The following is a 23,084-nucleotide window of genomic DNA, read 5'->3' as shown; positions in this document are numbered from 1 at the left end:
TGCCTACCGGTCAAATGACATGACCCGAATCATGGAAGGGACCGCCTCTACATACAACCACATGGGGTGTTGGACGCCGATAAGTAAATGTTATGCTTGCCCGGCGATCGGGACACCAGAACCATGCAACTCAATCCGCGCCAGCTTGAAGCGTTCCGCAAAGTCATGCTCACGGGAAGCATGACGCTCGCGGCCGAGCTGCTGAAGATCAGCCAGCCCGCCGTCAGCCGCCTTATCCGCGACCTGGAAACCGCCGTTTCCATTCGCCTGTTCCGGCGCGAGGGCAACCGCTTGATTCCCGGCGCCGAGGCGCGGCGGCTCTTCCAGGAGGTCGAGCGCTTCTATCGCGGCATCGAGTCGGTGGAACGGGTGGCGCAGGATTTGAAGACCGCGCGCATCGGCACCCTCAGGATTGCCTCCATCAGCGCGCTCGGGCTGGGGTTCATCAGCGAGGGGATCCGGCGCTTCTCGAACGCCCATCCGGATGTCATGGTGTCGTTGGACGTATGCCCGTCACAGGGAGTGCTCGAACTGATCGCGGCCGGTCAGGTCGATATCGGCTATATCGGGTTTCTCGGCGTGGAGTATCCCGGCGTCGATCTGTATCCCCACCCTAACGTTGCCGCGGTCTGCGTCCTGCCGCGCAGCCATCCGCTGGCGCGGAAAAAGGCGGTGCGCATCACCGATCTGCAGGGGCAATCCATCATCATGTTGCGGCCTGACAGCCCCCTGAGAATGCGTGTGGAAATGGCGTTCAGCGCCGCCGGCGTGACCTTCGACCGTTCCGTCGAAACGACATTCGCGCATTCCGCGTGCAGCATGGTGGCCGCCGGACTGGGCATCACCATCGCCGACCCCTTTACCGCCGGGCAACTGCGCGACCGCCGCGTCGTGTGCCGGCCCATGGTGCCGGCCATCGAGTACATCTACTCCATGGTCCTGCCGGCGCATCAACCGCGGTCCACCGTCGTCAATGATTTTCGGCGGGCGATGGACGCGCTGCTCAATTCGCCGTAACGATACCTCGCAGGTTCACGCGCTTGGCGGCGGCCTGGACGCGGCCTTGCTCGATCTCCTTCTGCAGGAACTCCGAGATCCAGTCCTGGCCCGCGCCGCGGCCGAACGGGATGGCGGCCGAGTAGCGTTCCGTGCCCCAACCGCCGGGCAGCAGGCGCGATGCGGGCAGCTTGTCGTTCATCTCGAACAGGACGGCCTTGTTCGCCGCATATCCATCGATCTTGTTGGCGCGCAGCATCTCGGCGGCGTCGGCGACGGTATTGACGGGAACCAGCCTGGCGTTGGGATAGAGCGAGCGCAACTCGGCGGCGCTGGCACCGTCGGCGCTCACGCCTATCCTGGCCGGCTTTTTCAGGTCATCGAGCACGCGCAGCCGCGAATTGGCGAGCACCAGCACGCCCTTCTCGATCGCCAGGAAAGGCGGCGAGAAATTCATGCGCTGCGCCCATTCGGGCGTGGCGGCACTGAGCGCGAAGTCGGCCTGGCCGGTCGCGATGGCCTGCAGGGCATCGGCGTCGCTGGCGTAGATCTTGGGTGTGAACGGCACGCCCAGCTCCTTGGCGAAATCCTCGCCGAGCTGATACGCCACGCCGCGCGGCGCGTCCTTGGGGTCGGGCTGGACCAGCGAGAGGGGGCTGCCGCGAGTCAGCGCGACACGCAGGCTGCCCGTCGGGGCCAGCACCTGCTTGATCAAGATCGCTTTCTGTTCCTTCCACGACGCGTTGTACGCCTCTTGCGTGGAATCGAATGAAGAACATCCCTGAAGCGCGGCCGCCAGCACGACAACCGCAACGACCGCAGTACGCCTCGTGAACACGCGTTTTCCCTTACTTATGGCTTGCCCGGGCGGGAATTTAGCATCTTCGGCCTGGCGTGCCGAGCCGGGGGCGGCTGTGAACGGCCGGCGGGAAAGATGGTGAATTGTTTCAGCCCGTGGCGCGGCCGGCACGGCCATTGCTGGACGGGTGGCTTGTGCCCGTGCGCGACGTCTTCCACGCGTGGCGCGGGTTGTTGCTGAACCCTATGTCAGGAGAATCACAATGCTGGAAAAAGCTGAAGGTACCGCGCAAAAATGGGCCGGGAAGGCGCAAGACGCCATCGGCGAGGTCACCGGGGACGCCGGCACCCAGATCAAGGGCAAGGCACGCGAACTGGCCGGGCGCACCCAGGAATCCTATGGCGATGCGCTGAATATGGTGCGCGACTGCGCCTCCAACAATCCGCTCGCCACCGTGGCGGTGGCCGTGGGGGCCGGCCTGCTGCTGGGCGCCATGCTGTCGTCGCGTCGCTGAGTTGCCGCGCGGCTCGGGGGCGCTTGCATGAGCAAGCCGTGCCGCGTCCCCGCTTCCTTCGCGCCGCGCCCCGCGGCGCTATTTATTCGCGGGTCGCATCCGGCGACCCGTGAGGGTGCCCCTGGATGGCAATGGGCCGTTCGACGGGATTGGATTGTCCCGGTGCCCCGGTATGCAGGTGGCAGGCGGCGAAGTGCCCGGTCGAAAGCCCGGCGCGCGGCGGCGCGCTTCTGCGGCAGATGTCCATCGCGAATTTGCAGCGTGGATGGAAACTGCAGCCTTGCGGCCGGTCGTACGGCGACGGCCTTTCGCCACGCACCGGTTCGGCCGCGATGCGGGCCTTTCCCAGCGCGGGCGCCGCTTCCAGCAGGGCCATCGTGTAAGGATGGCCGGGTCGTGCAAATAGCTCCGCCGCCGGCGCTTCCTCGACGACTTCTCCCAGGTACATGACGGCTACGCGGTCGCTGACGCGTTCCACCACGGACAGATCGTGGCTGATGAACATGTAGCTCAAGCCCAGCGATTCCCGCAGGTCCTGGAACAGGTTCAGGATCTGCGCCTGCACGGAAACGTCCAGGGCCGACACCGGCTCATCGCAGACGATCAGGCGCGGTTCCACAGTCAGTGCCCGCGCGATGCCGACGCGCTGCGCCTGCCCCCCGGACAGTTGCCGGGGATAACGCTCCGCCATCTGGGCCGGCAGGCCGACCTGGCCCAGCAGCGCCAACACCTGCTCGCGGCGCTCGCGGACGGACAGGCCCGTGTGGACCTTCAATGCTTCTTCCAGTATCTGCCCTACTCTCTGGCGCGGGTTCAGGGACGCGATCGGGCTCTGGAAGATCATCTGCACGTGCCGCCGCGCCTCCTTGGCCGCGGGTCCCCGAAGCTGCGCCATGGGAGTTCCGTGCAATTCCACGTCACCGGCGTCCGGCACCAGCAGCCGCGCCGCGATACGGCCGAGCGTCGACTTGCCGCAGCCCGACTCGCCCACGATGCCGACCGCCTCGCCGGGGTTCACGGCCAGGGTAACGTCGCTTACCGCATGCACGATGCGCCTGCTTTTCGGCACCGCCGCCGGCATCAGGCTGCGCAGCCAGTTGGCCCGGCCGAAGTTCTTCGATACCTGTTTCAGCGACAGTAGCGGGCGGGTATTGCTTGCGACGCTCATGTGGCGCTTACTCCTTCATGGATACGCAGCGGTTTCACGCAACGCACCTGCCGCGCCACGGCCGGCGTGCTCATCGGCACCGGCTCCTGGCAGGCCGCCCCGGCATGCGGGCAGCGCGGCGCGAAACGGCATCCCGCGGGCCAGCTGCCGATGGCCGGCGCCTCGCCGCCGATCTGCGGCAGCCGCGCCATGCCGCGATTGCTGCTGGGAATCGCCCCGAGCAAGGCCTTCGTATAGGGGTGATAGGGCCGTTCGAGGATGTCCGCGGTCGGGCCCTCCTCCACGATCTGGCCGGCATACATGACCGCCACGCGATCGGCCAGCATGCTGACCACGGCCATATCGTGGGTGATCCAGATCGCCGCGGTGCCGGCCTGCATGCACAGCTTGCGAACCTCGTACAGGATCTGCGCCTGGGTCGTCACGTCCAGCGCCGTCGTCGGTTCGTCGCCGATCACGACGTCGGGCTGGTTGATCATGGCCAGGGCGATGCAGATGCGCTGGCGCATCCCGCCGGAAAGCTGGTGCGGATAGGCCCGCATCCGCTCCTTCGGGCCCGATACGTCGAGCTTCACGAGCATGTCCATGGCCAGCGTCTCGGCTTCGGCGCGGGACTTGCCGTAGTGGGCGCGCACCACATTGCAGAGCTGGTTCCCTATCGTCATCGTCGGGCACAGAGCGCTCATCGGGTCCTGGAACACCATGGAGATGCGGTTCCCGCGCAATGCCCGCATCTGCGCGTCGGACGCGCCGCGCAAATCCATGCCCGCGAATCGCACCCGGCCTTCGACCACGCGCCCCGGCGGGTCGATCAGGCCCATGATGGAAGCGCCGGTCACGGACTTGCCGGATCCCGACTCACCCACCAGGCAGAGGATCTCCCCCTGCTTCAGCGAAAACGAAATGCGGTCTATCGCCCGCCGCGCTTTTCCGGGCGGGCCGAATTCGGTGGAAAGTCCCTGCACATCGAGGACGGTCGCGGTTTCCTGCTGTTGCATCGACATCAGGATGCCCCCGGTTCACGGATTTCGCGCAGTCGGTTGCCCACCGCGTTCATGCTGAAGATCACGAACATCAGGGTCAGGCCCGGATAGACGGTCAGCCAGAAATCGCCACCCAGCATGAAGGCGTAGCCGTTCGAGATCAGCATGCCCAGCGAAGGCGACGTGACCGGCACGCCCAGGCCCAGGAACGATAAGGTCGCTTCGAGCAGCACCGCGCTGGCGGTCTGCACGATGATCAGGACGCTCAGCGGGGTCAGGCAGTTGGGCAACAGATGCCGGAACATGATGCGCCATCCGGAATAACCCAGGCAGCGCGCCGCCTCGATGTACTCCTTCTTGCGCTCGGCGGCGCCCACGCTGCGCACGGTGCGGGCGTAGGTGGCCCATTGCACGGCAATGATCGCGATGACGACTTTATCGGCGCCCGTGCCGAATACGGACAGCAGCACCAGCGCGATCAGGATGGAGGGAAACGCCAGCTGCAGATCGACCAGGCGCATCAACAGGCTGTCCATCGCGCCGCCGAAATAGGCCGCCGCCAGGCCGACGGTGACGCCGATCAGCAGCGCGCCGGCGGTGGCCGCCAGGGCAACCGCCATGCTGGTGCGCAAGCCATAGACGATGGAGCTGAGCACATCCCTGCCCTGGTCGTCCGTGCCCAGCAGGTGGAAAGCGCCATCCATATCGGACTCGGCGGGGGGCACCAGCGAGTTGGTGATGGAAAGTTGCGACAGGTCGTAGGGATTCTGTGGACAGAAATACGGGCCTACCGTGCAAGCCAGGATGGTCAGGACCAGGACGGCGACGGCCACCGCCGGGATCACGCCGCCGCGGCCCACGGCCAGCCAGGCATTCCAGAGCCGCCTCATTCCGCTGCTCCCGATAGCCGGATCCGCGGATCTATCATGGAACACACCACGTCGACGATGGCGTTGGTGATCGTCACGAGGATCACCACGAACAGGATGTAGGCCACCACGACGGGCCGATCGGCGTTGCGGATGGAGTCCATGATCAGCTTGCCTATGCCCGGCCAGGCGAACACGGTTTCGGTCACCACCGAAAACGCCACCAGCGCGCTGAAGATCAGGCCCATCACGGTCACGATAGGCACCAGCATGCCGCGCAGCGCATAGCGCAGCACCAAGGCTCGATGCGGGATGCCCAGCGCGCGCGCGAAGCGGATGTGATCCAGCCGCATGGTGTCCTCCAGGCTGGTTTCGGTCATCCGCAGCAGCACGCTCATGGGAAAGACCGATAGGGTCAGCGCCGGCATCAGCAGGTGCAGCAGGCCGTCGCCGGTCAGGAAACTGGCATGCAGGCCGAACAGCTCTCCGACCGCGCCGCGGCCGCCGCTGGGCAGCAGCTGGTAGTTCACCGACAGCGACATGATCAGCACCAGGCCCAGCCAGAAGGACGGCACGCTGATGCCTATGATGGACACGTTGGAGATCAGCTTCCTGGCGGCACGATTACCGCCGTATCCGGCGAGTATGCCCAACGGCATGCCGACCACGGCGGCGATCAGCATCGCACACACCACCAGCTCCAGCGTGGCGGGAAAGCGTTCGACGATCAGTTTCAAGGCCGGCTCGGCGAACACGTACGAGGTGCCCAGTTCGCCGCGCAGGGCATGGACCAGGAACAGCCAATACTGCTCCAGCAGGGGCTTGTCCAGCCCCAGCTCCTTGACGGTACGCGCCACCACGTCCGCCGGCGTCTGCGGGTTCACCAGCATCGCCACGGGGTCGCCGATGGCGTACACCGCGACGAACACCAGGATCGACGTCGCCAGGACGACGCCGATGGCCTGCAACAGGCGTCCGATCAGAAAACGCATCGCTCACTTGCCCGCGGGACGGACGGTATCCGCAATAGTCGACTCGTTGAAGTAAGGCGTGAAGTCCATGCCCTTGCGGGTCGCCACCGCGACGCTTTGCGCATGCATGGGAATCACCGCGACGTCGGCCATGGCCAGTTGCGTGGCCTTGCGCTCCAGCGCCAGGCGCTTGTCCTTATCGACGGTGACGCGCGCCTCGTCGATCAGCTTGTCCACTTCCGGATTGGAATAATGCGTCAGGTTCCAGGTGCCGAGTTTTTTCGCCGGATCATAGGTGTGGATGACGTTCTGCAGCAGATCGATGGCTTCGCCGCTGCCGGCGCTGCTCCAGCTGAGCATGGCCACGCTGCCGCGCGGACCGTCGTGCTTGGTCATCTGCGCCCAGAACACCGCGGTCGGCGCCAGTGCCACCTCGGTCTTGATATTGATGCGCCCGAACATCTGGCCCAGGGTCTGGCAGATGCGGGCATCGTTCACCAGGCGGCCATTGGTGCAGCGCAGGGTCAGCTTGAAGCCGTCTTCCCAGCCGGCTTCCTTCATCAGCCGCTTGGCCTCGGCCACATCGTAGCGGGCCGGGGGAATGTCGTCCGCATACCCGCCGACACCCTTCGTCACCAGTTGGTTCGACGGGAAGGACAAGCCGTTCATGATGCGGTCGCGGATGGCCTCACGGTTGATGGCCAAGGACATGGCCTTGCGCACGCGCACGTCCTTGAAGGGGTTCTTGGTCAGCGGCTTGCTGTCGTTGCCGGTCACGTCCGGCGTCACGTCGCGCTCGGAATCGACCGCCAGGAACACGACGCGGTCGGAGGGGCCGACGTGCATGGTAAAGCGGCCGTCTTTCTTGATGCGTTCCACGTCGCCGGTGGGTATGCCGTCGGCCACATCGACATCGCCGGCGAGCAGCGCCGCGACACGCGCGGCATCGTCGGTGATGAAGCGGAAAGTCACCTTGTCCCAGCGCGCCTTCGGCCCGTAGTACTGGTCGTTGCGCGTTACCACGAGGCTTTCGCCGGGCTTGTAGCTGGCGAACTTGTATTGCGCGGCGCCGATATCCGCCTTGCCGGAGATGAAATCCGCCTGCGTCGCGGATTCCGCGACGGACTTGGGCAGCACGGCGATCTGCGTCATGGCGACGGGCAGCGTGGGATACGGCTTTTCCGTGACGAGCTGGACGGTGAGATCGTCCGGCGCCTTCATCTCCGTCACGCCGGAAAACAGTCCCGCATAGCTGCCTATCGCATTGGGCAGCGTGCGTGCCCGCTGGTACGACGCGATCACGTCGGCGGCCGTAACGGGCTTGCCGTCGTCGAAATGCATCCCCGGGCGCAGCTTGAATTCCCACACCGTATCCGATACGGGCGCGAACGACGCCGCCAGGCCGGGCAAGGCTTCGTTATGCGGCCCCTGCTTGACGAGGTAGCCCAGGTACTGCCAATAGAACTGCAGGTTGGAGGCCGACCATGCGTAATGCGGGTCCATGACGACTTCGTTCCTGGAGCCTATTTTCAGGTCGGCGCTATTGGCGGCGCCCATGCCGAGCGCCATGGCAAGCGCGAAGCCGCCGAGGGCGAATTTACGTAACATCCTGCTCTCCTTTCCGTCGAATACGGTGGGATTGATAGCTCGCGGCTTCGCCGTGGCGGCGAAGAAACCCGCCTTCAGATATAGCCTTGCTCGGCGTCCCGCGCCCGGTCATCCTCGCCGCGCCTGGCCGGATCGCCATAACCGCCCCCGCCCGCGCTGCGGATGACGATCACGTCGCCGCGCTTGTAAATCTGCGGCTTGGACCGCGCGGCGGTCGTCATCTGTTCGTCGGCCTTGCCCGGGTTATAGACAATCTCGCCTGCCGCCCCCGGCGCGCCGCCTTCGGCCCCCCAGGGCGCCGTCTCGACGCTCGACTGCTGCAACTTGGCGCTGCCCACCGCGCTGGTGCACAGGATTTCGTAGACGCGCTCGATGCCCAGGCCGCCGCGCCGCATACCGTCGCCGCCCGAGCCGGGAATCAGCGCCGATTTCAGCACGCGCACCGGACTGAAGGTTTCCATGACCTCGGCGGACAGGATGCTGCAATTGCCGCCATGCGTATCGACCGCGTTCAAGCCGTCCGCGACGCGGGAACCGCCCATGCCGCCGCCGATGATGTCCAGGATCGCGAAGGGCTTGGGCGTCGTCAGCTGCGGCCGGTCGTCCATGCCGCCGGCGCGGAAGATCGGGAAGGAAATATGGGCGCCCGCGGCGCTATGGGCCGGCACGACGGGCGCCAGCGCTTTCAGGACGGCATCCGCGACCGCCTGCGCGATGTAGTGGCGGCTGCCCACCGCGGCGGCCCGGCGGGGGTTCAGGATGCAGCCTTCCGGGGCGCTGATCGAAACCGGACGATTGCATCCGCCGTTCTGCGGGATGTCCGGCGTCAACAGGCATTTCAGCGCATAGGTGGTCAGCGACACGGTCGACGACCACGGGACGTTCAACGCGCAGCCGACCTGGTCGCTGGAACCGGCGAAATCCACGGAAATCGTGTCGCCCTGGATGGTGATCCCGGCGCGGACACGTATCAGCTCGTCCGACGAGATATTGTTTTCCACCCGCGTTTCGGCTTCGTACCTGCCGTCGGGCAGTTCGGCGATGACGGCCCGGGTGTAGCGTTCGCCGTAGTCCAGGGTGGCCGCCGCGAGCCGCCTGAATCCGGCGTTGCCATGCTGCTGGGCCAGCTCGGCCAGGCGGCGCTCCGCGGTGCGGCAGCCGGCGACCTGGGCGCGCAGGTCGCCAAAGCACGCTTTGGGATAGCGCACGTTGGATTCGATGAAGGCGGTGACGATGGGATTCTGCCGCCCTTCTTCGATGAAACGGACCTGGGGAAAAATCAGGCCTTCCGCGAACACCTCGACGTTATCGACCACCGTCGTGCCTGGGAAGCGGCCGCCGATGTCGATGTGGTGGGCGATGGTGGACGCCACGGCGATCAGCTCGCCGTCGTTGAACACCGGGCTGAACAGCGTGATATCCGGCGTATGGGTACAGCCCTTGTAGGGATCGTTGCAGATCAGGACGTCGCCGGGCTTCCAGGTCTCCAGCGGAATGGCCTGGCGCAAGTGGCTGAGCGCCGTCGCCATGGTGCCGAGCTGCGCCGTGACGGTCTCCGACTGCGCCAGCATCTCCCCTTCCGGGGTGAACATGGCGGTCGCGTAGTCGTACATGTCCCAGATGATGGAGGAATAGGCGCTGCGCCGCAGGGCGCGCGACATTTCCTCCGCGATGCCGACCAGTTGGTGTTGGAAGATGTCGCGGTCTATGGTGGCGGATTCCTGGCTCATTACGCGTTTCCTCCGGACGTGATGTGGATCACGCCGTAATCATCGATATGCGCGGACTGTTCCGGCAGCAGCAGAATGGTCGTATCGCTTTGCGTCACGATGGCCGGTCCGCGCAAGCGATGGCCCGGCCACAGATCCGCCCGTCGAAAAACGGGGCACGAACGACGCTGTCCGCCTTTCTCGACCACGATGTTCCTGGTCGACCAGGGCCGCGGTTCGCCGGAGGCCCGGGTGGCGACGGGCCGGAACGAAGGCTTGTCCACGCTGCCCACGGCCTCCAGCCGCAGGTTGACGATTTCTATCGCGCTGTCCGGGTCGCTATGGCCGTATGCCTGCTGGTGCCTGGCATGGAAGCGCTCGGCCACCGCGGCCAGGTCCCAGGCACCGTTATCCGGCGCGTCCAGCGCGATGGTAATGACGTGGAACTGGCCTTGATAGCGCAGGTCGGCGTGATAGTTGAAGGCACGACGTGGTGGCTCGACGCCGTCGCGCGCCAGCGCCGCATCCAGCCGGCCGCGCATCTCCGCATAGCGGTCCGACATGGCTTGCGGATCGAGATCCCGCAGCCCGGCGGAAAACGGCATCTGGGTGTTGTGGCGTATATCCGCGAGCAGGATGCCCAGGGCGGCGAAGACGCCCGGCGTGGGGGGAATGAGGACCTGCCTGACGCCCAGGTCCCGCTCCATGAACGACGCAAAGATGGAGCCCGCCCCGCCGAATGCCAACAGCGAGAACGTCCGCAGGTCGTGGCCGCGTTCGATACTCAAGGCGCGGATGGCCTGGCGCATCTGCGAACAGGCGACGGCGATCATGCCCGACGCCGCATCCTCGACGGACAGACCCAGCGGAACAGCGATGTTCGACTGCACGACGTCGTAGGCCGCCTTGGGATCCAGTGCGATGTCGCCGCTGGCGAAGTCGCTGGGATCCAGGATGCCCAGCACTACCGCCGCATCCGTCAGCGTCGCCTGCTTGCCGCCCTTGCCATAGCAGGCGGGCCCGGGCCTTGAGCCCGCCGATAGCGGTCCGACGTGCAAGGCACCGGCGTGATCCACCGTGGCGATGGAGCCGCCGCCCGAGGAAATGGTTTCTATGTCCAGCATGGGCAGGCGCAGCACCTGGTCCTTGATGACGCGCTCGCTGGACAGGCGCGGCTCGCCGCCCACAATGAGGGAGAAGTCCGCGGACGTGCCGCCCATATCGAAGGTGACCAGATCGGGCACGCCTATCGCCTTGCCCAGGGCCGCCGCGGCGATGACTCCGCCCGACGGCCCCGACAGCAGCATGGTCGCGGGATTTTCGGCGATCGCTTCGGGCGTGGCCACGCCGCCGTCGCTGCGCATCAGCATCAGCGGCGACGCGAAGCCGACGTCCTTCAGCTTGATGGCCAGGGATTCGATGTAGGTATCGAGCTCCGGACCGACATAGGCCGCGGCCGCCGTGGTGTTGGCGCGCAGGTATTCGCCCAGTTCCGGATTGATGCTTACCGAGGTGTAGATCCTTGTCCTGGTGAGCCGCTGCCGCAGCGCCGCGGCCAGCCGTTTCTCGTGATTGTCGTTCTTAAAGCTGAACAACAGCGATATCGCGATTGCTTCCGGCCGGAGTTCGGCCAGCAGGTCGACCACCCGATCGATCTCCGCGTCCGTCAACGATTCGACGACCTCGCCGAATGCACCGATGCGCTCGGCGACTTCGATGACGCGCGAACGCGGGATCAGGGCGGGGGCGCGCTGGGCGGTGAGCGCGTAATTGTGCTCGCGGCGCTGGGTGCCGATCTCCAGTACGTCGCGAAAGCCTTTCGTGACCAACAGGACCGCGTTCGCGCCCTGCCGGGTCAGCCACGCATTAGTGGCAATGGTTGAACCGTGTATGAAGCCCGCCAGATCGCCGATCGGGCGGGCGGTCCGTTCAAGCAGCCGTTGAATGCCTTGAATGATGGCATCGGCACTCCCGCCGCTGGAAGGTACTTTGTCGATAACCGTCTGCCCGGCCGCGACATCCACCATCACCAGATCCGTGAATGTTCCACCGACATCGGAAGATAAATACAACGTTGGGAGATTCATCGCGGTGAACGCCTGCCATAAGGGTGTGAATCGTGTACTGCGGGCCAATAGCCATTTCGTTTCGCGCGCGCGGGCACGGCTATCGCCGCGCCGGTCATGCGGCGCACGGCTTTACAGCTTCGCCAGTGCGTGACAGCACATGGCGCAGAAACGTTCGAGTGCGCTCCTGGCGCGGCGATCCCAGCACGTCCTCGGGGGTACCTTCCTCGATGATGCGACCTTCATGCAGGAAACACACGCGATCGGCGACTTCCCGCGCAAAACCCATCTCGTGCGTGACGACCAGCATCGTCATGCCTTCGTCAGCGAGCGTGCGCATCACGCTCAATACTTCGCCGACCAGTTCCGGATCGAGCGCCGATGTCGGCTCGTCGAATAAGATGGCTCTCGGCTTCATCGCCAGCGACCGCGCGATCGCGACACGCTGTTGTTGGCCACCCGATAGTTGATGAGGGTAAGTGTCGATCTTCTGACCGAGACCGACCTTGTGGAGCAAGGCAATCGCTTCGCGGCGGGCCTGCGCGATCGGCTGGCGCTTGACATGTACCGGCCCTTCCATCACGTTTTCCACCGCGGTGCGATGTGGAAATAGATTGAAGCGCTGGAATACCATGCCGACGTGCGTGCGGAGCTGATTGATGTTGGCCGACCGTTGCTCAACGGTCTGATCGAGAAGTTTTATCTCGCCGCTGTCGTATGTCTCCAGCGCATTGATGCATCGAAGCAGCGTCGATTTTCCGGAGCCCGACGCGCCGATCAGGCATACGACTTCGCCTTGGCGGACATTCAAGCTGATTCCCTTCAGAACCGGAACTTCGCCGAAACTTTTATGAACGCTCTTGATTTCGATCATGGGGAACCTCACTTCGCCTTGTGTTTTCCGAAACGTCTTTCCAGCTGTCTCGTCAACTCCATCAATGGCAGGCTCATGAGCAGGTAGCCGACTCCCACGAGCGTGTAGACCGTCATGTTCTGGAAGCTGGTCGCGGCGATCAAAGAGCCCTGGCGGGTCATTTCGGTTACCGTGATTGTCGACGCCAGCGAGGAATCCTTCAGCATCGAAACCAGCGTATTGCTATACGGTGGCAGCGCAACCTTGATGGCCTGCGGCAGCACCACGCGGGTCATCGTCTTGATCTTTCCCATTCCCAGGGAGTGCGCCGCCTCGAATTGCCCTTCGTCGACCGACTCGATGCCGGATCGGATGATTTCCGCGACGTACGTGGAGTAGCCAAACGCAAGCCCGACGATGCTGGCTTGCAAGGCGCTCATCTGTAGATGAATATCGGGGAAAGCAAAATAGACGTAGAAAAGCAGCACAATCATCGGTATGCCGCGCACGACATTGATCAGTATGGTGACCGTGCGCCGGACCGGTGCATATCGCGATCGCTTCAATAGCGCCCAGACCAGACCTAGAGCGGTGCTGAGCAGCAGGCAACTGATAGTGATGACGACTGTCATCCAGGCCCCTTGAAGCAGTATCGGGACAAATTCGACTATGTCGCTCCAGCGCATGAATTACCTTTGATAGCTGTTATGCCGCAGGCCAGGCTGGATTCCGGGGACGCCAGGATCCGTCCAGCCCGCGATCAGTCCTGGCAGGACGCGCATGACGGTCCGCGCACTAGTTGAAGTTCCATTTCTTCAGTATCTTGTCCAGTGTTCCATCCGCTTTGACCTTGGCCAGGCCATCGTTAACCTTCGAGAGCAGCTCGGGGTTGTCTTTGCTGACTCCAAAAGCGATCGGCACTTTTTTCAAGGGCATGAAACCATCGACGACGCGACAACCCTGCAGCGTGCCCGCCGCTTCCTGCGCTTTCCAGATCGGGTAGTCGTTGAACGCGGCGGCAATGCGGCCCAGCCCGACATCGCGCGCCATGTCCGCCCCGGTGTTGTAAGACTTGACTTCCTTGAAGATCCCAAGCTTGATCAGCTCCGCCGTTGTGTCTTCGCCAGCGCCGGATCCGACGACAGTGCCCTTCAGGTCTTGAATCGTTTCGTACTTGCGTTTGTCGGAAGCCGGGACAATGATCCCTTTTCCAAGTTCCGCCACGGGCTGTGAAAAGTCTATGACTTCCGCGCGCTTCGGCGTCGGCGTCATGCCCGCGACGATCAAATCTATTTTTTTGGAGACAACGGACTGGATCAATGCCGGGAAGGGGATGATGTCGAATGAGACGTCGAAGCCCTCGCGTTGCGCGATCGCGCGTATCACGTCCGGCATGACGCCTTTGATCTCGTTCGTCTTCACGTCCAGGAAGGCGTTGGGGATGCTGGACGGCGTGGTTCCCGCCGATACAGTCATTGAAGCCGCGCAGGCATTGCCCGCGGCGACCGCCATTGAAACCGTGAGCGAGGCAGTGAGGAGAGCGCGCCGGAATAGACCGACATGCGCACGAGAAAGACCTTGAGCAGTATCCGAGTACATGAAAAATCCTCTAGCAAAGAATCGCTGAATGGAAAACTTGCTTAAAGCACGGACTTCGCCGCGGCCGCACGGCTTACAACATGGCCTGGCTAATGAGCGCATACAGGCGATACGCTGGATCCGACGGGCCGCCGCTTGCGTCGGCGGACGCATTGCGTACCATCTTCGCGCAGACGTCGACCAGCTTCAGCCCCTGCCGGGGCAGCCAGTCCGTCAATGTGGTTCCCACGGGGATGTCGACGCGGACGAACTCGCCCTGCCGGGAAGCCAGCCAATAGCCGATCAGAGTCCTCGCGTACCTGTCGTCCGGCGAACCGGGCGCAATCACCGGGCCGATCACGTATCCCCAGCCAAAGGGACGCAACACCGAAAAACCGATAATCCGGCCGTCACGTTCCAGTACCAGGCCTTGCCCGCGTCGCAGCAATGCGGACAAAAGCGCCGGACGTTCAAGTCTGGAGGCGCGCGCATCCATTTCAATCAGGAAGGGAAAATCCTCGGGTGTCGCGATACGCAGCTTCTCGCCGTCGGGCAAAGCCATCGGGAGGGTCTCGCCGACAGTTCCCTGGTATTGCTCCAACGACCCGCACACGACGAATCCGAGCTTCTCGTAAAGCGGCCGCCCTGCCGGCGTCGCGTGCAGGAACGTAATCCGGGAGCTCACCTCCTGGAGCAGTAACTCCATCAGTCCGCGGCCTAAGCCTCGGCCCTGGTGCGCGGGCGAAACGATGAGGTGGCCGATAGACGCGCGGTCCGCGCCGAACTTCCAGCACATCGCCGTGCCGATGACCACGCCATCCTCCTCGACCACGAAGGCCATGGCGGTGTCGGCGGAAAACCGCCAGTCTTCCGGCGTATACGCCCAGCCAAGCGCCATCGAGAGTCCATGCGCCGCCGCGATATCGGCTGCGCCGAACGATCGGTATCGAATACCTGTCGTTGCGGCGGGAACATTCACAGGATGACTCTCGGCACCTTCATAACTGGATGGTTTTGAGCTCGCGGTTTTACCGCGCTCGGCTTGGCGGCGGCTTTCTTCACGGAATCCGGGGGTGGCCTTCACTTCCTTGCGCTCTTCCATTCCTTCCACCCCGTACTCCCGGCCATGACAGGATTGCTTGCGCCCACCGAACGGCGCTCCGGCTCTCAAGCCGGATGGTTCCGATGTACCTGGCCCGACCGCAGTCCATCGGTACGGAGCCCGTTATCGGCCTGAACAAATAAAATATTGAACACTATCCAGCTGCCACCTCACGATTGACACTCTATCAATATATTGAAGAAAGCGGCAGTAGGTGTTTTTACTGATGGCCCACAGGGACACAGCGGGCCGGCCCGGGCGTATCGTGGCACGTGGCGGCGCTGTCGCAAGTTTGCGCTTTCCCGCGCCATTCATTCAATATATTATTCATCCGCGCCGTCGTGCCGGGTGATGTCCGGCCAGGCTTACGCAACTTTCAGGATGCCCGCCTCATGCTCCCAAACGAAACTCGCATAGTCCAATGGCGACGTGGGTCCTACGTCATGAGCACGGATCGCCGGCTGCTGGATATGGATCGGGTCCATCATTTCCTCGCCGAACAGGCGTACTGGGCGCGTGGCCTGCCGCGCGCCTCCATCGAACGTTCCGTCGAAGGTTCGATAGCGATAGGCGTCTATGCGGACGGCGAGCAAGTAGGTTTCGCCAGGGTGGTCACCGACTGCGTGCGCCTGGCGTACCTGATGGATGTATTCATAGACGACGAACATCGCGGCCATGGCCTGGGCACATGGATCGCCGAAGCGATACGCAGCCATCCCGACCTGGCGGATGTTTCGCGCTGGCTCTTGTCCACGCGCGACGCGCACGCCGTCTACCAGCGCGCGGGGTGGGCGCCGGTGGCCCAGCCGGAATGGATGATGGAAGTCGTGCGACCGCGAGCCGAGGTGGTCGGCGGCGCGGACACGCAGTCTGGCAACAAGGAATAGAGAAATGGTCTTTCGTGTTGGTGTCGATATTGGCGGTTCATTTACCGACTTCGCGGTTCTGGACGAACGGGACAACTCCATACGGACGCTCAAGGTACTGTCCCGGCCGGACAAACCGGGCAGCGAGATCCGCACCGGCCTGGCGGCGCTGAAGGAACGCTACGATATCGCGCCGGATCAGGTCGGCTACTTCACGCACGGCACGACGGTCGGCATCAACGCGGTCATCCAGCGCAAGGGGGTCAAGCTCGCGTTGTTCACCACGCGCAACTTCGAGGACGTGCTCGAACTGGCCAGGCTGAAGATTCCCCACATCCACGACCTGTACTCCCGGCGCCCTGCTCCGCTGATCTCCCGCGATATGGTGTTTCCCATCAGCGAACGCATCGACAAGAACGGCAAGGTCCTGCAGGAAGTCGACCGCGCCAGCGTCGTCGCCGCCGTCGAAGGCGCGATCGCGGCGGGCGCCGAAGGGATCGTGGTGTCCTTGCTGCACAGCTATCGCAACGACGACCACGAGCAGCGCGTGCGGGACATCGTCAAGGAGATCGCCCCGCATCTGCTGACCTCCTGCTCGGCGCGGATCTGGCCGATCATCCGCGAGTACGAGCGCACGATTACCGCCATCATCAATGCCTATGTGCAACCCAAGGTCATCCATTACCTGGAGTCCTTCGAAACAGCCCTGACCGAAATCGGCGTACCGGTGCCCCCGCGGATCACCAAATCCAACGGCGGCGTCATGGGCGTCGAACAGGCCAAGGCCGAATGCGTGCAGATGATCCTGTCAGGCACGGCGTCCGGCGTCATCGGCGCGGGCTTCATCGCGCAGTCCTGCGGTTTCCCCAAGCTGCTGAGCCTGGACATAGGCGGTACGTCGGCCGACGTGGCCGTGATCGAGAACGGACGCGCCGAATACGGCACCGGCGAAATCATCGGCGATTTCCAGATCTTCATCCCGTCGGTCTCGGTCACTTCCGTCGGGCAAGGCGGCGGATCCATAGCCTGGATCGACGACCTTGGCGTGCTGCGGGTGGGACCGGAGAGCGCGGGATCGCTGCCGGGGCCGGTGTGCTACCAGCGCGGCGGCACGCGCCCCACCGTGACCGACGCCTTCGTCGCCTGCGGCATGATCGGCCATGACGAGCTGGGCTACAACGCGGTGAAGGTCGACGTCGAGGCATCGCGCAAGGCGATCGGCGAACTGGCGGCGCGCCTGGACATCTCGATCGAGGAAACCGCCGAGACGATCATCCAGATCGCGATCTCGTCGATGTATACCGATGTCTCCGGGCTGATATCGCGTTTCGGCATCGATCCGCGCGAGTTCTATTTCCTGGCCTTCGGCGGCGCGGGCCCCATGATGGCATGCTTCCTGGCCAGGGAGCTGAATATGAAGGGCGTCGTCGTCCCCCCTACCCCCGGCGTGCTGTCGGCGCTGGGCGGCCTGGTGGCCGACCTGAAGAACGACTTCATCAAGACGCTGTACCAGGAAGTCTCGCCGGCCATCGAGCACGAGGTCAAAAGCGCCGCGCGGCAGCTGTCCGAGGAGGCGCTAGACTGGTTGACGCGCGAACACGGCGACGGCCTGCGCTACGAGCTGAACGTGTCCAGCGATATGCGCTACCGCGGGCAAAGCTTCGAGATCGAAGTCCCCCTGCAGATGTCCTGGGTGGAGAACTTCGATCCGTCGGCCATACGCAGCGCCTTCGACGCGCATCACGAGCGGCTCTTCGGGCATTCCGACAGGACGGCGCCCGTCCAGATGATCAACCTGCGGCTGGTCATCTCGTCGCCGACCGTCAAGCCCAGGCTCGTGCCCCTGGCCGCGGGCAGCGGGCATCCGGCGGCGCAACGCAGCGCAAGCTGCTACATGGACGGCGGCATCAAGGACGTGCCGCTGTATCGGCGCGCCGATTTCCGGGCCGGCCAATCACTGAACGGCCCGGCCATCATCACCCAGGACGATACAACCACATGCGTGCCGCCACGGATGCGCGTGGATGTGGACGGTTTCGGCAATCTCGTTATCACCCCCGCCTTGAACTGAGTTTCGACCATGGCTATCGACGGACGCAATCTACAGATCCTTGCCAACTACTGCGCCGCCGCCGCGGACGCGATGGCATTCACCCTGATGCGCACCGCGCATTCGACTTTCGTCAAGGAAACGGAGGACTTTTCCTGCCAGATCGTCACGCCCGGCGGCCTGTGCTTCGCGTCGCCACGCAGCTTCGGCGCGCCGTGGTACAGCGGCATCGACTACAAGCCCGTGCTCGACCTGATCGACGACTATCAGGAAGGCGATATCTGCATCACCAATGACAGCTACGCGGGCAATGTGGCGACGCATTCCCCGGACATCCACATCTGGAAACCGGTGTTCCACGAAGGGCGCATCGCCTGCTTCGTCGTGGGCCATATCCATAACACGGACGTCGGCGGCGCCGTGCCGGCCTCCCTGTCGCGGTCGCTGACGGAAATCGTGCAGGAAGGGATACGCATTCCGCCCTTGAAGATCGTGTCCCAGGGCAAAATGGACGAGAACGTCGCCCGCATCATGCGCCTGAACGTGCGCTCGCCGGAACAGAACTGGGGCGACTTCAATGCCCAGCTGGCTTCCGTTTCGATCGGCGAACGCAAGATCCAGGAGATCATCGCGCGCTTCGGCTTCGACGATTTTTCCGCCGGTATCGAGGGCATACTCGACTACGCCGAAGCGCAGGCGCGCCGCATCATCCGCACCATTCCCGACGGCGAGTACTTCTATGCCGACTATGCGGACGAAGACGGCGATGGCGGATATCCCTGCCGGATCGCCATCACCATGCGTGTCCGGGGCGATACGCTGGAACTGGACTACACCGGCTCGGATCCGCAGCTGACCTCGTCCCTTAACATGCCCACCGGCGGCCGCGAACGGCATCCGCTGGGCCTGGTCGGTGTTACGTACGCGCTTTCCACGCTGGACCCGACGCTCTTGCTCAACGCCGGCACGCTGCGCCCGACACGCGCGATCATGCCCAGCGGCACCGTGATGAATTGCGAGGCGCCGGCCGCCGTAGGCATGCGCTCGCTGACCTGCGCCGTGTCGCAGATCGCAACCCTGGGCTGCTTCTCCCTGGCGGTGCCGGACCGCATGCCGGCCAACTCGCCGGGCGGCAACGCGATCATGAACGTCAAGACCTTCGACGAAAAGAACCGGCTGGTGGTCGCCTCCATCGGCCCCGTGGGCGGCGGCGGCGGCGCCACGCCGCGGCAGGACGGCTCGGAAGGCTCGGGCGGACTGTCCGCCTTCCTGAAGAACACACCCGTGGAGATCAATGAAGTCGAGGTTCCCATCCTCATCAGCCGCTACGGCCTGCAGCCGGATACGGGCGGCCCCGGCCGCTACCGGGGCGGACTGGCGACGGTGATGGAATTTTCCGTGTCCTCGCCCAACACCGTCGTGACGGCGCGCAATCGCAACCGCTCCAATTTCGCATCGGCCGGCGTCCTGGGTGGACGCGCCGGCGCCACGTCGACGTTCACGACCAATCCGGACACGCCGCGGGCGATCGAGCACGGCAACAAGGACGTCATTGCCTGCGGGCCGGGCGATGTGGTACGCGTGATCGGCCCGGGCGCCGGCGGATATGGCCCCGCCGCGGAGCGCGACCCCGAGGCCGTGCTGCGCGATTGGCGCTGCGGTTTCGTCAGTATCGAGGCCGCGCGCCGCGACTATGGCGTCGCCATCGAGGGCGGCGCGGTGGACCCGCGGGAGACGGCGCGCCTGCGCGCCGCGATGGCGGCCGCGCCGGCCGATCACTTCGACCACGGAACGGCGCGCGCCGCGTTTGAAGCCTTATGGTCGGTGGAGCGCTATCAGTGCCTGACGGCGTTTCTCGCGGACAGCCCTGTCATCTGGCGGCATTTCCTGAAAGGCCGGGTCTTCGACGCCGTCGCCGCGGGGAAACATGGCGACAAGCCGGTCGCGGGCCAGATGGAGGCGATCTTCGCGGACGTCCGCGCGGAATATCCGGCCATCGGCGAAGCATCGGCGGCGTGACGCATGGCCTGGCGGCCGCGCAAAGCGGCCCGCCGGGGCCACGCCACGGCGCGTTGGCAATGAAGGCGCGCGGCGGCGCCTACAAATGCGTGTCCAGCCCGCTGATGATCCAGAGTACCCTCGCCTCGACATCGGAAGGGTTGGCCAGCGCATGCTCGACATTGCTGTTGAACTGGAAGCTGTCGCCTACGTCCAGCGTGGCGGTGACGTCGCCGACGGTCAATTGGACGCTACCGGCAATCACGTAGCCGGCCTTTTGGCCGCCGCCCACGAATACGTCTTCCGTCGCGCTGCCGGGCGACATCTCGATGAACATGAAACGCAGATCGTCCGCCGATTGCGGCGACAGCAGTTCCTTGACGAGGCCGGATTCCTTCAGCTCCATCATCGGCCGCTGGCCCCGGCGCAGCACGAAAGGCGGCGTGGCGGGCGCGTCGGCCTTGGGTTCGTCGAAAAACTGCCAGACACTGATGCCCAGGGCGCTGCGCAGCCGCTGCAGCGTCTTGATGGACGGATTCGAATTGCCGCGCTCGATCTGGCTGATCATGCCCGCGGACACGCCGGACCGGGCGGCGAGCTCCAGCGTGGAGAAACCGCGGTCGCCGCGCAAGGTCCGCAGCCGGTCGCCGAGCCGCTTGGCGTTTTCGTCTTCTGTCCGGGTCATTTCCTTTGCCAATGAAGCACGAGCGTTGATTTGGCGCGCCATCTTTAGTTTTTCCGGTTCCCGATACTGCTCCGTAAGCCGGATCGGCGGGGCCGGCGGCCTGGAGCGGAGTTCATTATATTAGTACATCGGTGCGGATCGCACGCCGAATCCGCCGCGGCGATATGCACGGCACGAACCCGCCCCGCCGCCCTATACGGACCAAGGAGTAGTGCCATCATCAAGTTAGGGTAAACGCCAGCGCGTCACGCGTCTCCGGTCGTTGTATTCAACATAGTGCCAGGCCTATACTTCAATTTACTGAATAGACTTGGGTCTGCCGCCTTGTGCGATCCCCGCACCGGCGCGTCGCATGCCCGCCCGGAGAAGAAATGTCGCTGCTCAAAACGATACGTACGACGGACCTTGGCGAAGGCACGCTATCCACGGCGGCGGCGGAGATACTGCTGGAAGGATCGCCCGTCTTCACCACCTGGAACCAGGACGACGCCAAGGATGGCAAGATCCGCACCGGCGTGTGGCAGGCGACCCCCGGCACCACCAAATCCATCAAGGGCTCCAAGTTCGAGTTCTGCCTGCTCCTGGAGGGCGCTGTCGAGCTCACCGAACAGGGCGGCGCCACGGTCACGTATCGCGCCGGCGACAGCTTCGTCATGAAGCCCGGGTTCGTCGGCACGTGGAAGACCATCGAAACGCTGCGCAAGATCTACGTCATCGTGGAATGAGCGCAATGACTCAGGCTGGCGGTTTCGATCCCGACTCCGTGCCGTTCGAGCGCGGCCATTACATTGACGGCAAGGTCGTCGACGATGCCGGCGAGCATTTGACCGTTGCCCGCCCCTCCGACCTGACGCCCTACGCCGATCTGCCGCTGGGTAGCGCCGATACGGTGGATCGCGCCGTCGCCAGCGCCAGGCGCGCCCTGGACAGCAGCGGTTGGGGCACGCAAGCGCCGCGCGAGCGTGTGCGGGCCATGCGCCGATGGGCGGATCTGGTCGAAAAGCACCAGGAAGAACTGGGCCGGCTGGAAGCCTTGGGCTCGACGCGCCCCATATCCCAGGTCGTCGCCGGCGATGTCGCCAGCGTGGCTGAAGGCATCCGTTTCTTCTCGGAATGGGCCGACAAACTGGGCGGCGACGTCGCGGCGACGCGTTCGAGCGACCTGGGCATGATCCTGTCCGAGCCTTACGGCGTGGTCGGTGCCATCACACCATGGAACTTCCCGCTCAGCATGGCGAGCTGGAAGGCCGGGCCGGCGCTCGCGGCGGGCAACGCGATCGTGCTCAAGCCATCCGAACTTACGCCATTTTCCACCGTGCGGCTGGCGCAGCTCGCGGTGGAGGCCGGCATACCCGCCGGCATTTTCAATGTGGTGCACGGCAGCGGCGCGGTCACCGGCGAGGCCATCAGCCGGCATCCCGGCATCGCCAAGGTGTCTTTCACGGGCTCCACCCGCACCGGGGTGGCCGTGATGAAGGCCGCCGCCGAAAGCGGCGTGAAGCCGGTCACCCTGGAATTGGGCGGCAAGAGCCCGCAGCTGGTTTTCGCCGACGCCGACCTGGAGCGGACAGCCGGCTGCATCGCGGGTTCTCTGCTGGCCAATGCGGGACAAGCGTGCGTGGCCGGATCGCGCCTGATCGTCGAAAGATCCGTCGCCGAAGCGCTGGTGGACCTGCTGCGGCGGAAACTCGCGGGCGCTGTCGCCGGCCACACCTGGAAGGCGGCGACCAACTTCGCGCCTATCGTCTCCGAGACCCAGGCGCGGCGCATCGACCGGATCCTGCAAGATAGCGTCAGCCAGGGCGCCGAGTGCGTCTTGGGCGGGCAGCGGATCGACGGGTACGGCGGCGCCTACTACCAGCCCACCCTGCTGACCAATGTCGACGCCGCCACGGCGGCCGTGCGGGAAGAAATCTTCGGCCCCGTGCTGACGGTACAAACCTTCGACACCGAAGAAGAAGGCCTGGCGCTGGCCGACCATCCGGAATACGGCCTGGCCGCCGGCGTCTACACGCGTGACCTGGGACGGGCGATGCGAGCGATGCGCGCATTGCAGGCCGGCACGGTATGGATCAACCGCTATTCGCGCACCATGGACTTCATCCTGCCTACCGGAGGCTATAAAAGCTCCGGCATCGGCAAGGACCTTGGCCGGGCGGCGGTCGAACAGAACCTGCGGCACAAGACCGTACTGGTGAACATCGGCGCGGACGTGGCGGCGCGTTGACGTAGCCGCCCTCGCCGCACTCAAACAAATTTGCAACGGGCC

General features: G+C 64.5%; 20 protein-coding genes. 7 read left to right on the top strand and 13 right to left on the bottom strand.

Translation table 11 applies throughout. The features are described from left to right. The first annotated feature begins 123 nt into the window (after window positions 1-123). The gene (locus ACNA0R_RS16485) at window positions 124-1,017 is read left to right on the top strand and encodes a LysR substrate-binding domain-containing protein (RefSeq protein WP_415827119.1); all 894 of its coding nucleotides are present in this window, start codon (window positions 124-126) and stop codon (window positions 1,015-1,017) included. Here the strand turns inward: ACNA0R_RS16485 and ACNA0R_RS16480 are convergent. Next, window positions 1,004-1,834, bottom strand: a complete 831-nt coding sequence (locus tag ACNA0R_RS16480; protein WP_415827118.1) for a transporter substrate-binding domain-containing protein — start codon at window positions 1,832-1,834, stop codon at window positions 1,004-1,006. The genes ACNA0R_RS16485 and ACNA0R_RS16480 overlap by 14 nt on opposite strands. A 223-nt stretch (window positions 1,835-2,057) precedes the next feature. Between ACNA0R_RS16480 and ACNA0R_RS16475 the strand changes: the two genes are divergently transcribed. Then, on the top strand, window positions 2,058-2,309 hold the full coding sequence (locus ACNA0R_RS16475; protein ID WP_415827117.1) for a CsbD family protein: 252 nt from the start codon (window positions 2,058-2,060) through the stop codon (window positions 2,307-2,309). Between the two features lie 82 nt (window positions 2,310-2,391). Here ACNA0R_RS16475 and ACNA0R_RS16470 read toward each other — a convergent pair whose 3' ends face one another. The 11 genes from ACNA0R_RS16470 to ACNA0R_RS16420 form a co-directional block, all read right to left on the bottom strand. Next, on the bottom strand, window positions 2,392-3,477 hold the full coding sequence (locus ACNA0R_RS16470) for an ABC transporter ATP-binding protein (RefSeq protein WP_415827116.1): 1,086 nt from the start codon (window positions 3,475-3,477) through the stop codon (window positions 2,392-2,394). Next, window positions 3,474-4,481 (bottom strand): ABC transporter ATP-binding protein, encoded by a 1,008-nt coding sequence (locus ACNA0R_RS16465; RefSeq protein ID WP_415827115.1) that lies wholly within the window; start codon window positions 4,479-4,481, stop codon window positions 3,474-3,476. The genes ACNA0R_RS16470 and ACNA0R_RS16465 overlap by 4 nt, the downstream gene beginning before the upstream one ends. Next, entirely contained in the window at window positions 4,481-5,350 is an 870-nt protein-coding gene (locus ACNA0R_RS16460; RefSeq protein ID WP_415827114.1) for an ABC transporter permease, read from the bottom strand. Before ACNA0R_RS16460 ends, ACNA0R_RS16465 begins: the two co-directional genes overlap by 1 nt. Then, entirely contained in the window at window positions 5,347-6,321 is a 975-nt protein-coding gene (locus ACNA0R_RS16455; protein WP_415827113.1) for an ABC transporter permease, read from the bottom strand. The genes ACNA0R_RS16460 and ACNA0R_RS16455 overlap by 4 nt, the downstream gene beginning before the upstream one ends. A 3-nt stretch (window positions 6,322-6,324) precedes the next feature. Continuing rightward, window positions 6,325-7,908, bottom strand: a complete 1,584-nt coding sequence (locus ACNA0R_RS16450) for an ABC transporter substrate-binding protein (RefSeq protein ID WP_415827112.1) — start codon at window positions 7,906-7,908, stop codon at window positions 6,325-6,327. 74 nt (window positions 7,909-7,982) lie between these two features. Then, window positions 7,983-9,638 carry a hydantoinase B/oxoprolinase family protein gene (locus ACNA0R_RS16445; protein WP_415827111.1) on the bottom strand — a complete coding sequence of 552 codons (1,656 nt, stop codon included), beginning with the start codon at window positions 9,636-9,638 and terminating at the stop codon, window positions 7,983-7,985. Beyond that, window positions 9,638-11,704 carry a hydantoinase/oxoprolinase family protein gene (locus ACNA0R_RS16440; RefSeq protein ID WP_415827110.1) on the bottom strand — a complete coding sequence of 689 codons (2,067 nt, stop codon included), beginning with the start codon at window positions 11,702-11,704 and terminating at the stop codon, window positions 9,638-9,640. Before ACNA0R_RS16440 ends, ACNA0R_RS16445 begins: the two co-directional genes overlap by 1 nt. 94 nt (window positions 11,705-11,798) lie before the next feature. Next, the gene (locus ACNA0R_RS16435) at window positions 11,799-12,557 is read right to left on the bottom strand and encodes an amino acid ABC transporter ATP-binding protein (RefSeq protein ID WP_415827109.1); all 759 of its coding nucleotides are present in this window, start codon (window positions 12,555-12,557) and stop codon (window positions 11,799-11,801) included. Between the two features lie 8 nt (window positions 12,558-12,565). Then, the gene (locus ACNA0R_RS16430) at window positions 12,566-13,222 is read right to left on the bottom strand and encodes an amino acid ABC transporter permease (protein WP_415827108.1); all 657 of its coding nucleotides are present in this window, start codon (window positions 13,220-13,222) and stop codon (window positions 12,566-12,568) included. A 109-nt stretch (window positions 13,223-13,331) separates the two neighbouring features. Continuing rightward, entirely contained in the window at window positions 13,332-14,135 is an 804-nt protein-coding gene (locus ACNA0R_RS16425) for an ABC transporter substrate-binding protein (protein WP_415827107.1), read from the bottom strand. 73 nt (window positions 14,136-14,208) lie between these two features. Further along, window positions 14,209-15,012 (bottom strand): GNAT family N-acetyltransferase, encoded by an 804-nt coding sequence (locus ACNA0R_RS16420; RefSeq protein ID WP_415827325.1) that lies wholly within the window; start codon window positions 15,010-15,012, stop codon window positions 14,209-14,211. Window positions 15,013-15,659: 647 nt separating this feature from the next. Here ACNA0R_RS16420 and ACNA0R_RS16415 point away from each other — a divergent pair. The 3 genes from ACNA0R_RS16415 to ACNA0R_RS16405 are packed head-to-tail and all read left to right on the top strand — an operon-like array spanning window position 15,660 to window position 20,151. Then, a complete protein-coding gene (locus tag ACNA0R_RS16415) occupies window positions 15,660-16,103 on the top strand; it encodes a GNAT family N-acetyltransferase (protein WP_415827106.1) in 444 nt (147 codons plus the stop codon). 4 nt (window positions 16,104-16,107) lie between these two features. Beyond that, complete coding sequence (locus tag ACNA0R_RS16410; RefSeq protein ID WP_415827105.1) at window positions 16,108-18,153, top strand: hydantoinase/oxoprolinase family protein; 2,046 nt, start codon at window positions 16,108-16,110, stop codon at window positions 18,151-18,153. A 9-nt stretch (window positions 18,154-18,162) separates the two neighbouring features. Next, entirely contained in the window at window positions 18,163-20,151 is a 1,989-nt protein-coding gene (locus tag ACNA0R_RS16405; RefSeq protein ID WP_415827104.1) for a hydantoinase B/oxoprolinase family protein, read from the top strand. 79 nt (window positions 20,152-20,230) lie between these two features. On the opposite strand, the gene ACNA0R_RS16400 is transcribed toward ACNA0R_RS16405, so the two are convergent. Next, complete coding sequence (locus ACNA0R_RS16400; protein ID WP_415827103.1) at window positions 20,231-20,815, bottom strand: cupin domain-containing protein; 585 nt, start codon at window positions 20,813-20,815, stop codon at window positions 20,231-20,233. 371 nt (window positions 20,816-21,186) lie between these two features. Here ACNA0R_RS16400 and ACNA0R_RS16395 point away from each other — a divergent pair, with 371 nt between their 5' ends. Further along, a complete protein-coding gene (locus tag ACNA0R_RS16395; protein WP_415827102.1) occupies window positions 21,187-21,540 on the top strand; it encodes a cupin domain-containing protein in 354 nt (117 codons plus the stop codon). A gap of 5 nt (window positions 21,541-21,545) precedes the next feature. Beyond that, complete coding sequence (locus ACNA0R_RS16390; protein WP_415827101.1) at window positions 21,546-23,042, top strand: aldehyde dehydrogenase family protein; 1,497 nt, start codon at window positions 21,546-21,548, stop codon at window positions 23,040-23,042. Window positions 23,043-23,084 lie beyond the last annotated feature (42 nt).

Origin of the sequence: Bordetella sputigena, from assembly GCF_965137885.1 — a bacterium.
GTDB lineage: Bacteria > Pseudomonadota > Gammaproteobacteria > Burkholderiales > Burkholderiaceae_B > Bordetella_C > Bordetella_C sputigena.
The sequence above is the reverse complement of the archived record's forward strand: the minus strand, read 5'-3'. Positions and strand labels throughout refer to the sequence as shown.

What these genes read in the sequence shown, in the direction of transcription:
- ACNA0R_RS16485 (WP_415827119.1), top strand. Translation starts at nt 124, where the DNA reads ATGCAACTCAATCCGCGCCAGCTTGAAGCGTTCCGCAAAGTCATGCTC.
- ACNA0R_RS16475 (WP_415827117.1), top strand. Translation starts at nt 2,058, where the DNA reads ATGCTGGAAAAAGCTGAAGGTACCGCGCAAAAATGGGCCGGGAAGGCG.
- ACNA0R_RS16470 (WP_415827116.1), bottom strand. Translation starts at nt 3,477, where the DNA reads ATGAGCGTCGCAAGCAATACCCGCCCGCTACTGTCGCTGAAACAGGTA.
- ACNA0R_RS16465 (WP_415827115.1), bottom strand. Translation starts at nt 4,481, where the DNA reads ATGTCGATGCAACAGCAGGAAACCGCGACCGTCCTCGATGTGCAGGGA.
- ACNA0R_RS16460 (WP_415827114.1), bottom strand. Translation starts at nt 5,350, where the DNA reads ATGAGGCGGCTCTGGAATGCCTGGCTGGCCGTGGGCCGCGGCGGCGTG.
- ACNA0R_RS16455 (WP_415827113.1), bottom strand. Translation starts at nt 6,321, where the DNA reads ATGCGTTTTCTGATCGGACGCCTGTTGCAGGCCATCGGCGTCGTCCTG.
- ACNA0R_RS16450 (WP_415827112.1), bottom strand. Translation starts at nt 7,908, where the DNA reads ATGTTACGTAAATTCGCCCTCGGCGGCTTCGCGCTTGCCATGGCGCTC.
- ACNA0R_RS16445 (WP_415827111.1), bottom strand. Translation starts at nt 9,638, where the DNA reads ATGAGCCAGGAATCCGCCACCATAGACCGCGACATCTTCCAACACCAA.
- ACNA0R_RS16440 (WP_415827110.1), bottom strand. Translation starts at nt 11,704, where the DNA reads ATGAATCTCCCAACGTTGTATTTATCTTCCGATGTCGGTGGAACATTC.
- ACNA0R_RS16435 (WP_415827109.1), bottom strand. Translation starts at nt 12,557, where the DNA reads ATGATCGAAATCAAGAGCGTTCATAAAAGTTTCGGCGAAGTTCCGGTT.
- ACNA0R_RS16430 (WP_415827108.1), bottom strand. Translation starts at nt 13,222, where the DNA reads ATGCGCTGGAGCGACATAGTCGAATTTGTCCCGATACTGCTTCAAGGG.
- ACNA0R_RS16425 (WP_415827107.1), bottom strand. Translation starts at nt 14,135, where the DNA reads ATGTACTCGGATACTGCTCAAGGTCTTTCTCGTGCGCATGTCGGTCTA.
- ACNA0R_RS16420 (WP_415827325.1), bottom strand. Translation starts at nt 15,012, where the DNA reads ATGGCGCTTGGCTGGGCGTATACGCCGGAAGACTGGCGGTTTTCCGCC.
- ACNA0R_RS16415 (WP_415827106.1), top strand. Translation starts at nt 15,660, where the DNA reads ATGAGCACGGATCGCCGGCTGCTGGATATGGATCGGGTCCATCATTTC.
- ACNA0R_RS16410 (WP_415827105.1), top strand. Translation starts at nt 16,108, where the DNA reads ATGGTCTTTCGTGTTGGTGTCGATATTGGCGGTTCATTTACCGACTTC.
- ACNA0R_RS16405 (WP_415827104.1), top strand. Translation starts at nt 18,163, where the DNA reads ATGGCTATCGACGGACGCAATCTACAGATCCTTGCCAACTACTGCGCC.
- ACNA0R_RS16400 (WP_415827103.1), bottom strand. Translation starts at nt 20,815, where the DNA reads ATGACCCGGACAGAAGACGAAAACGCCAAGCGGCTCGGCGACCGGCTG.
- ACNA0R_RS16395 (WP_415827102.1), top strand. Translation starts at nt 21,187, where the DNA reads ATGTCGCTGCTCAAAACGATACGTACGACGGACCTTGGCGAAGGCACG.
- ACNA0R_RS16390 (WP_415827101.1), top strand. Translation starts at nt 21,546, where the DNA reads ATGACTCAGGCTGGCGGTTTCGATCCCGACTCCGTGCCGTTCGAGCGC.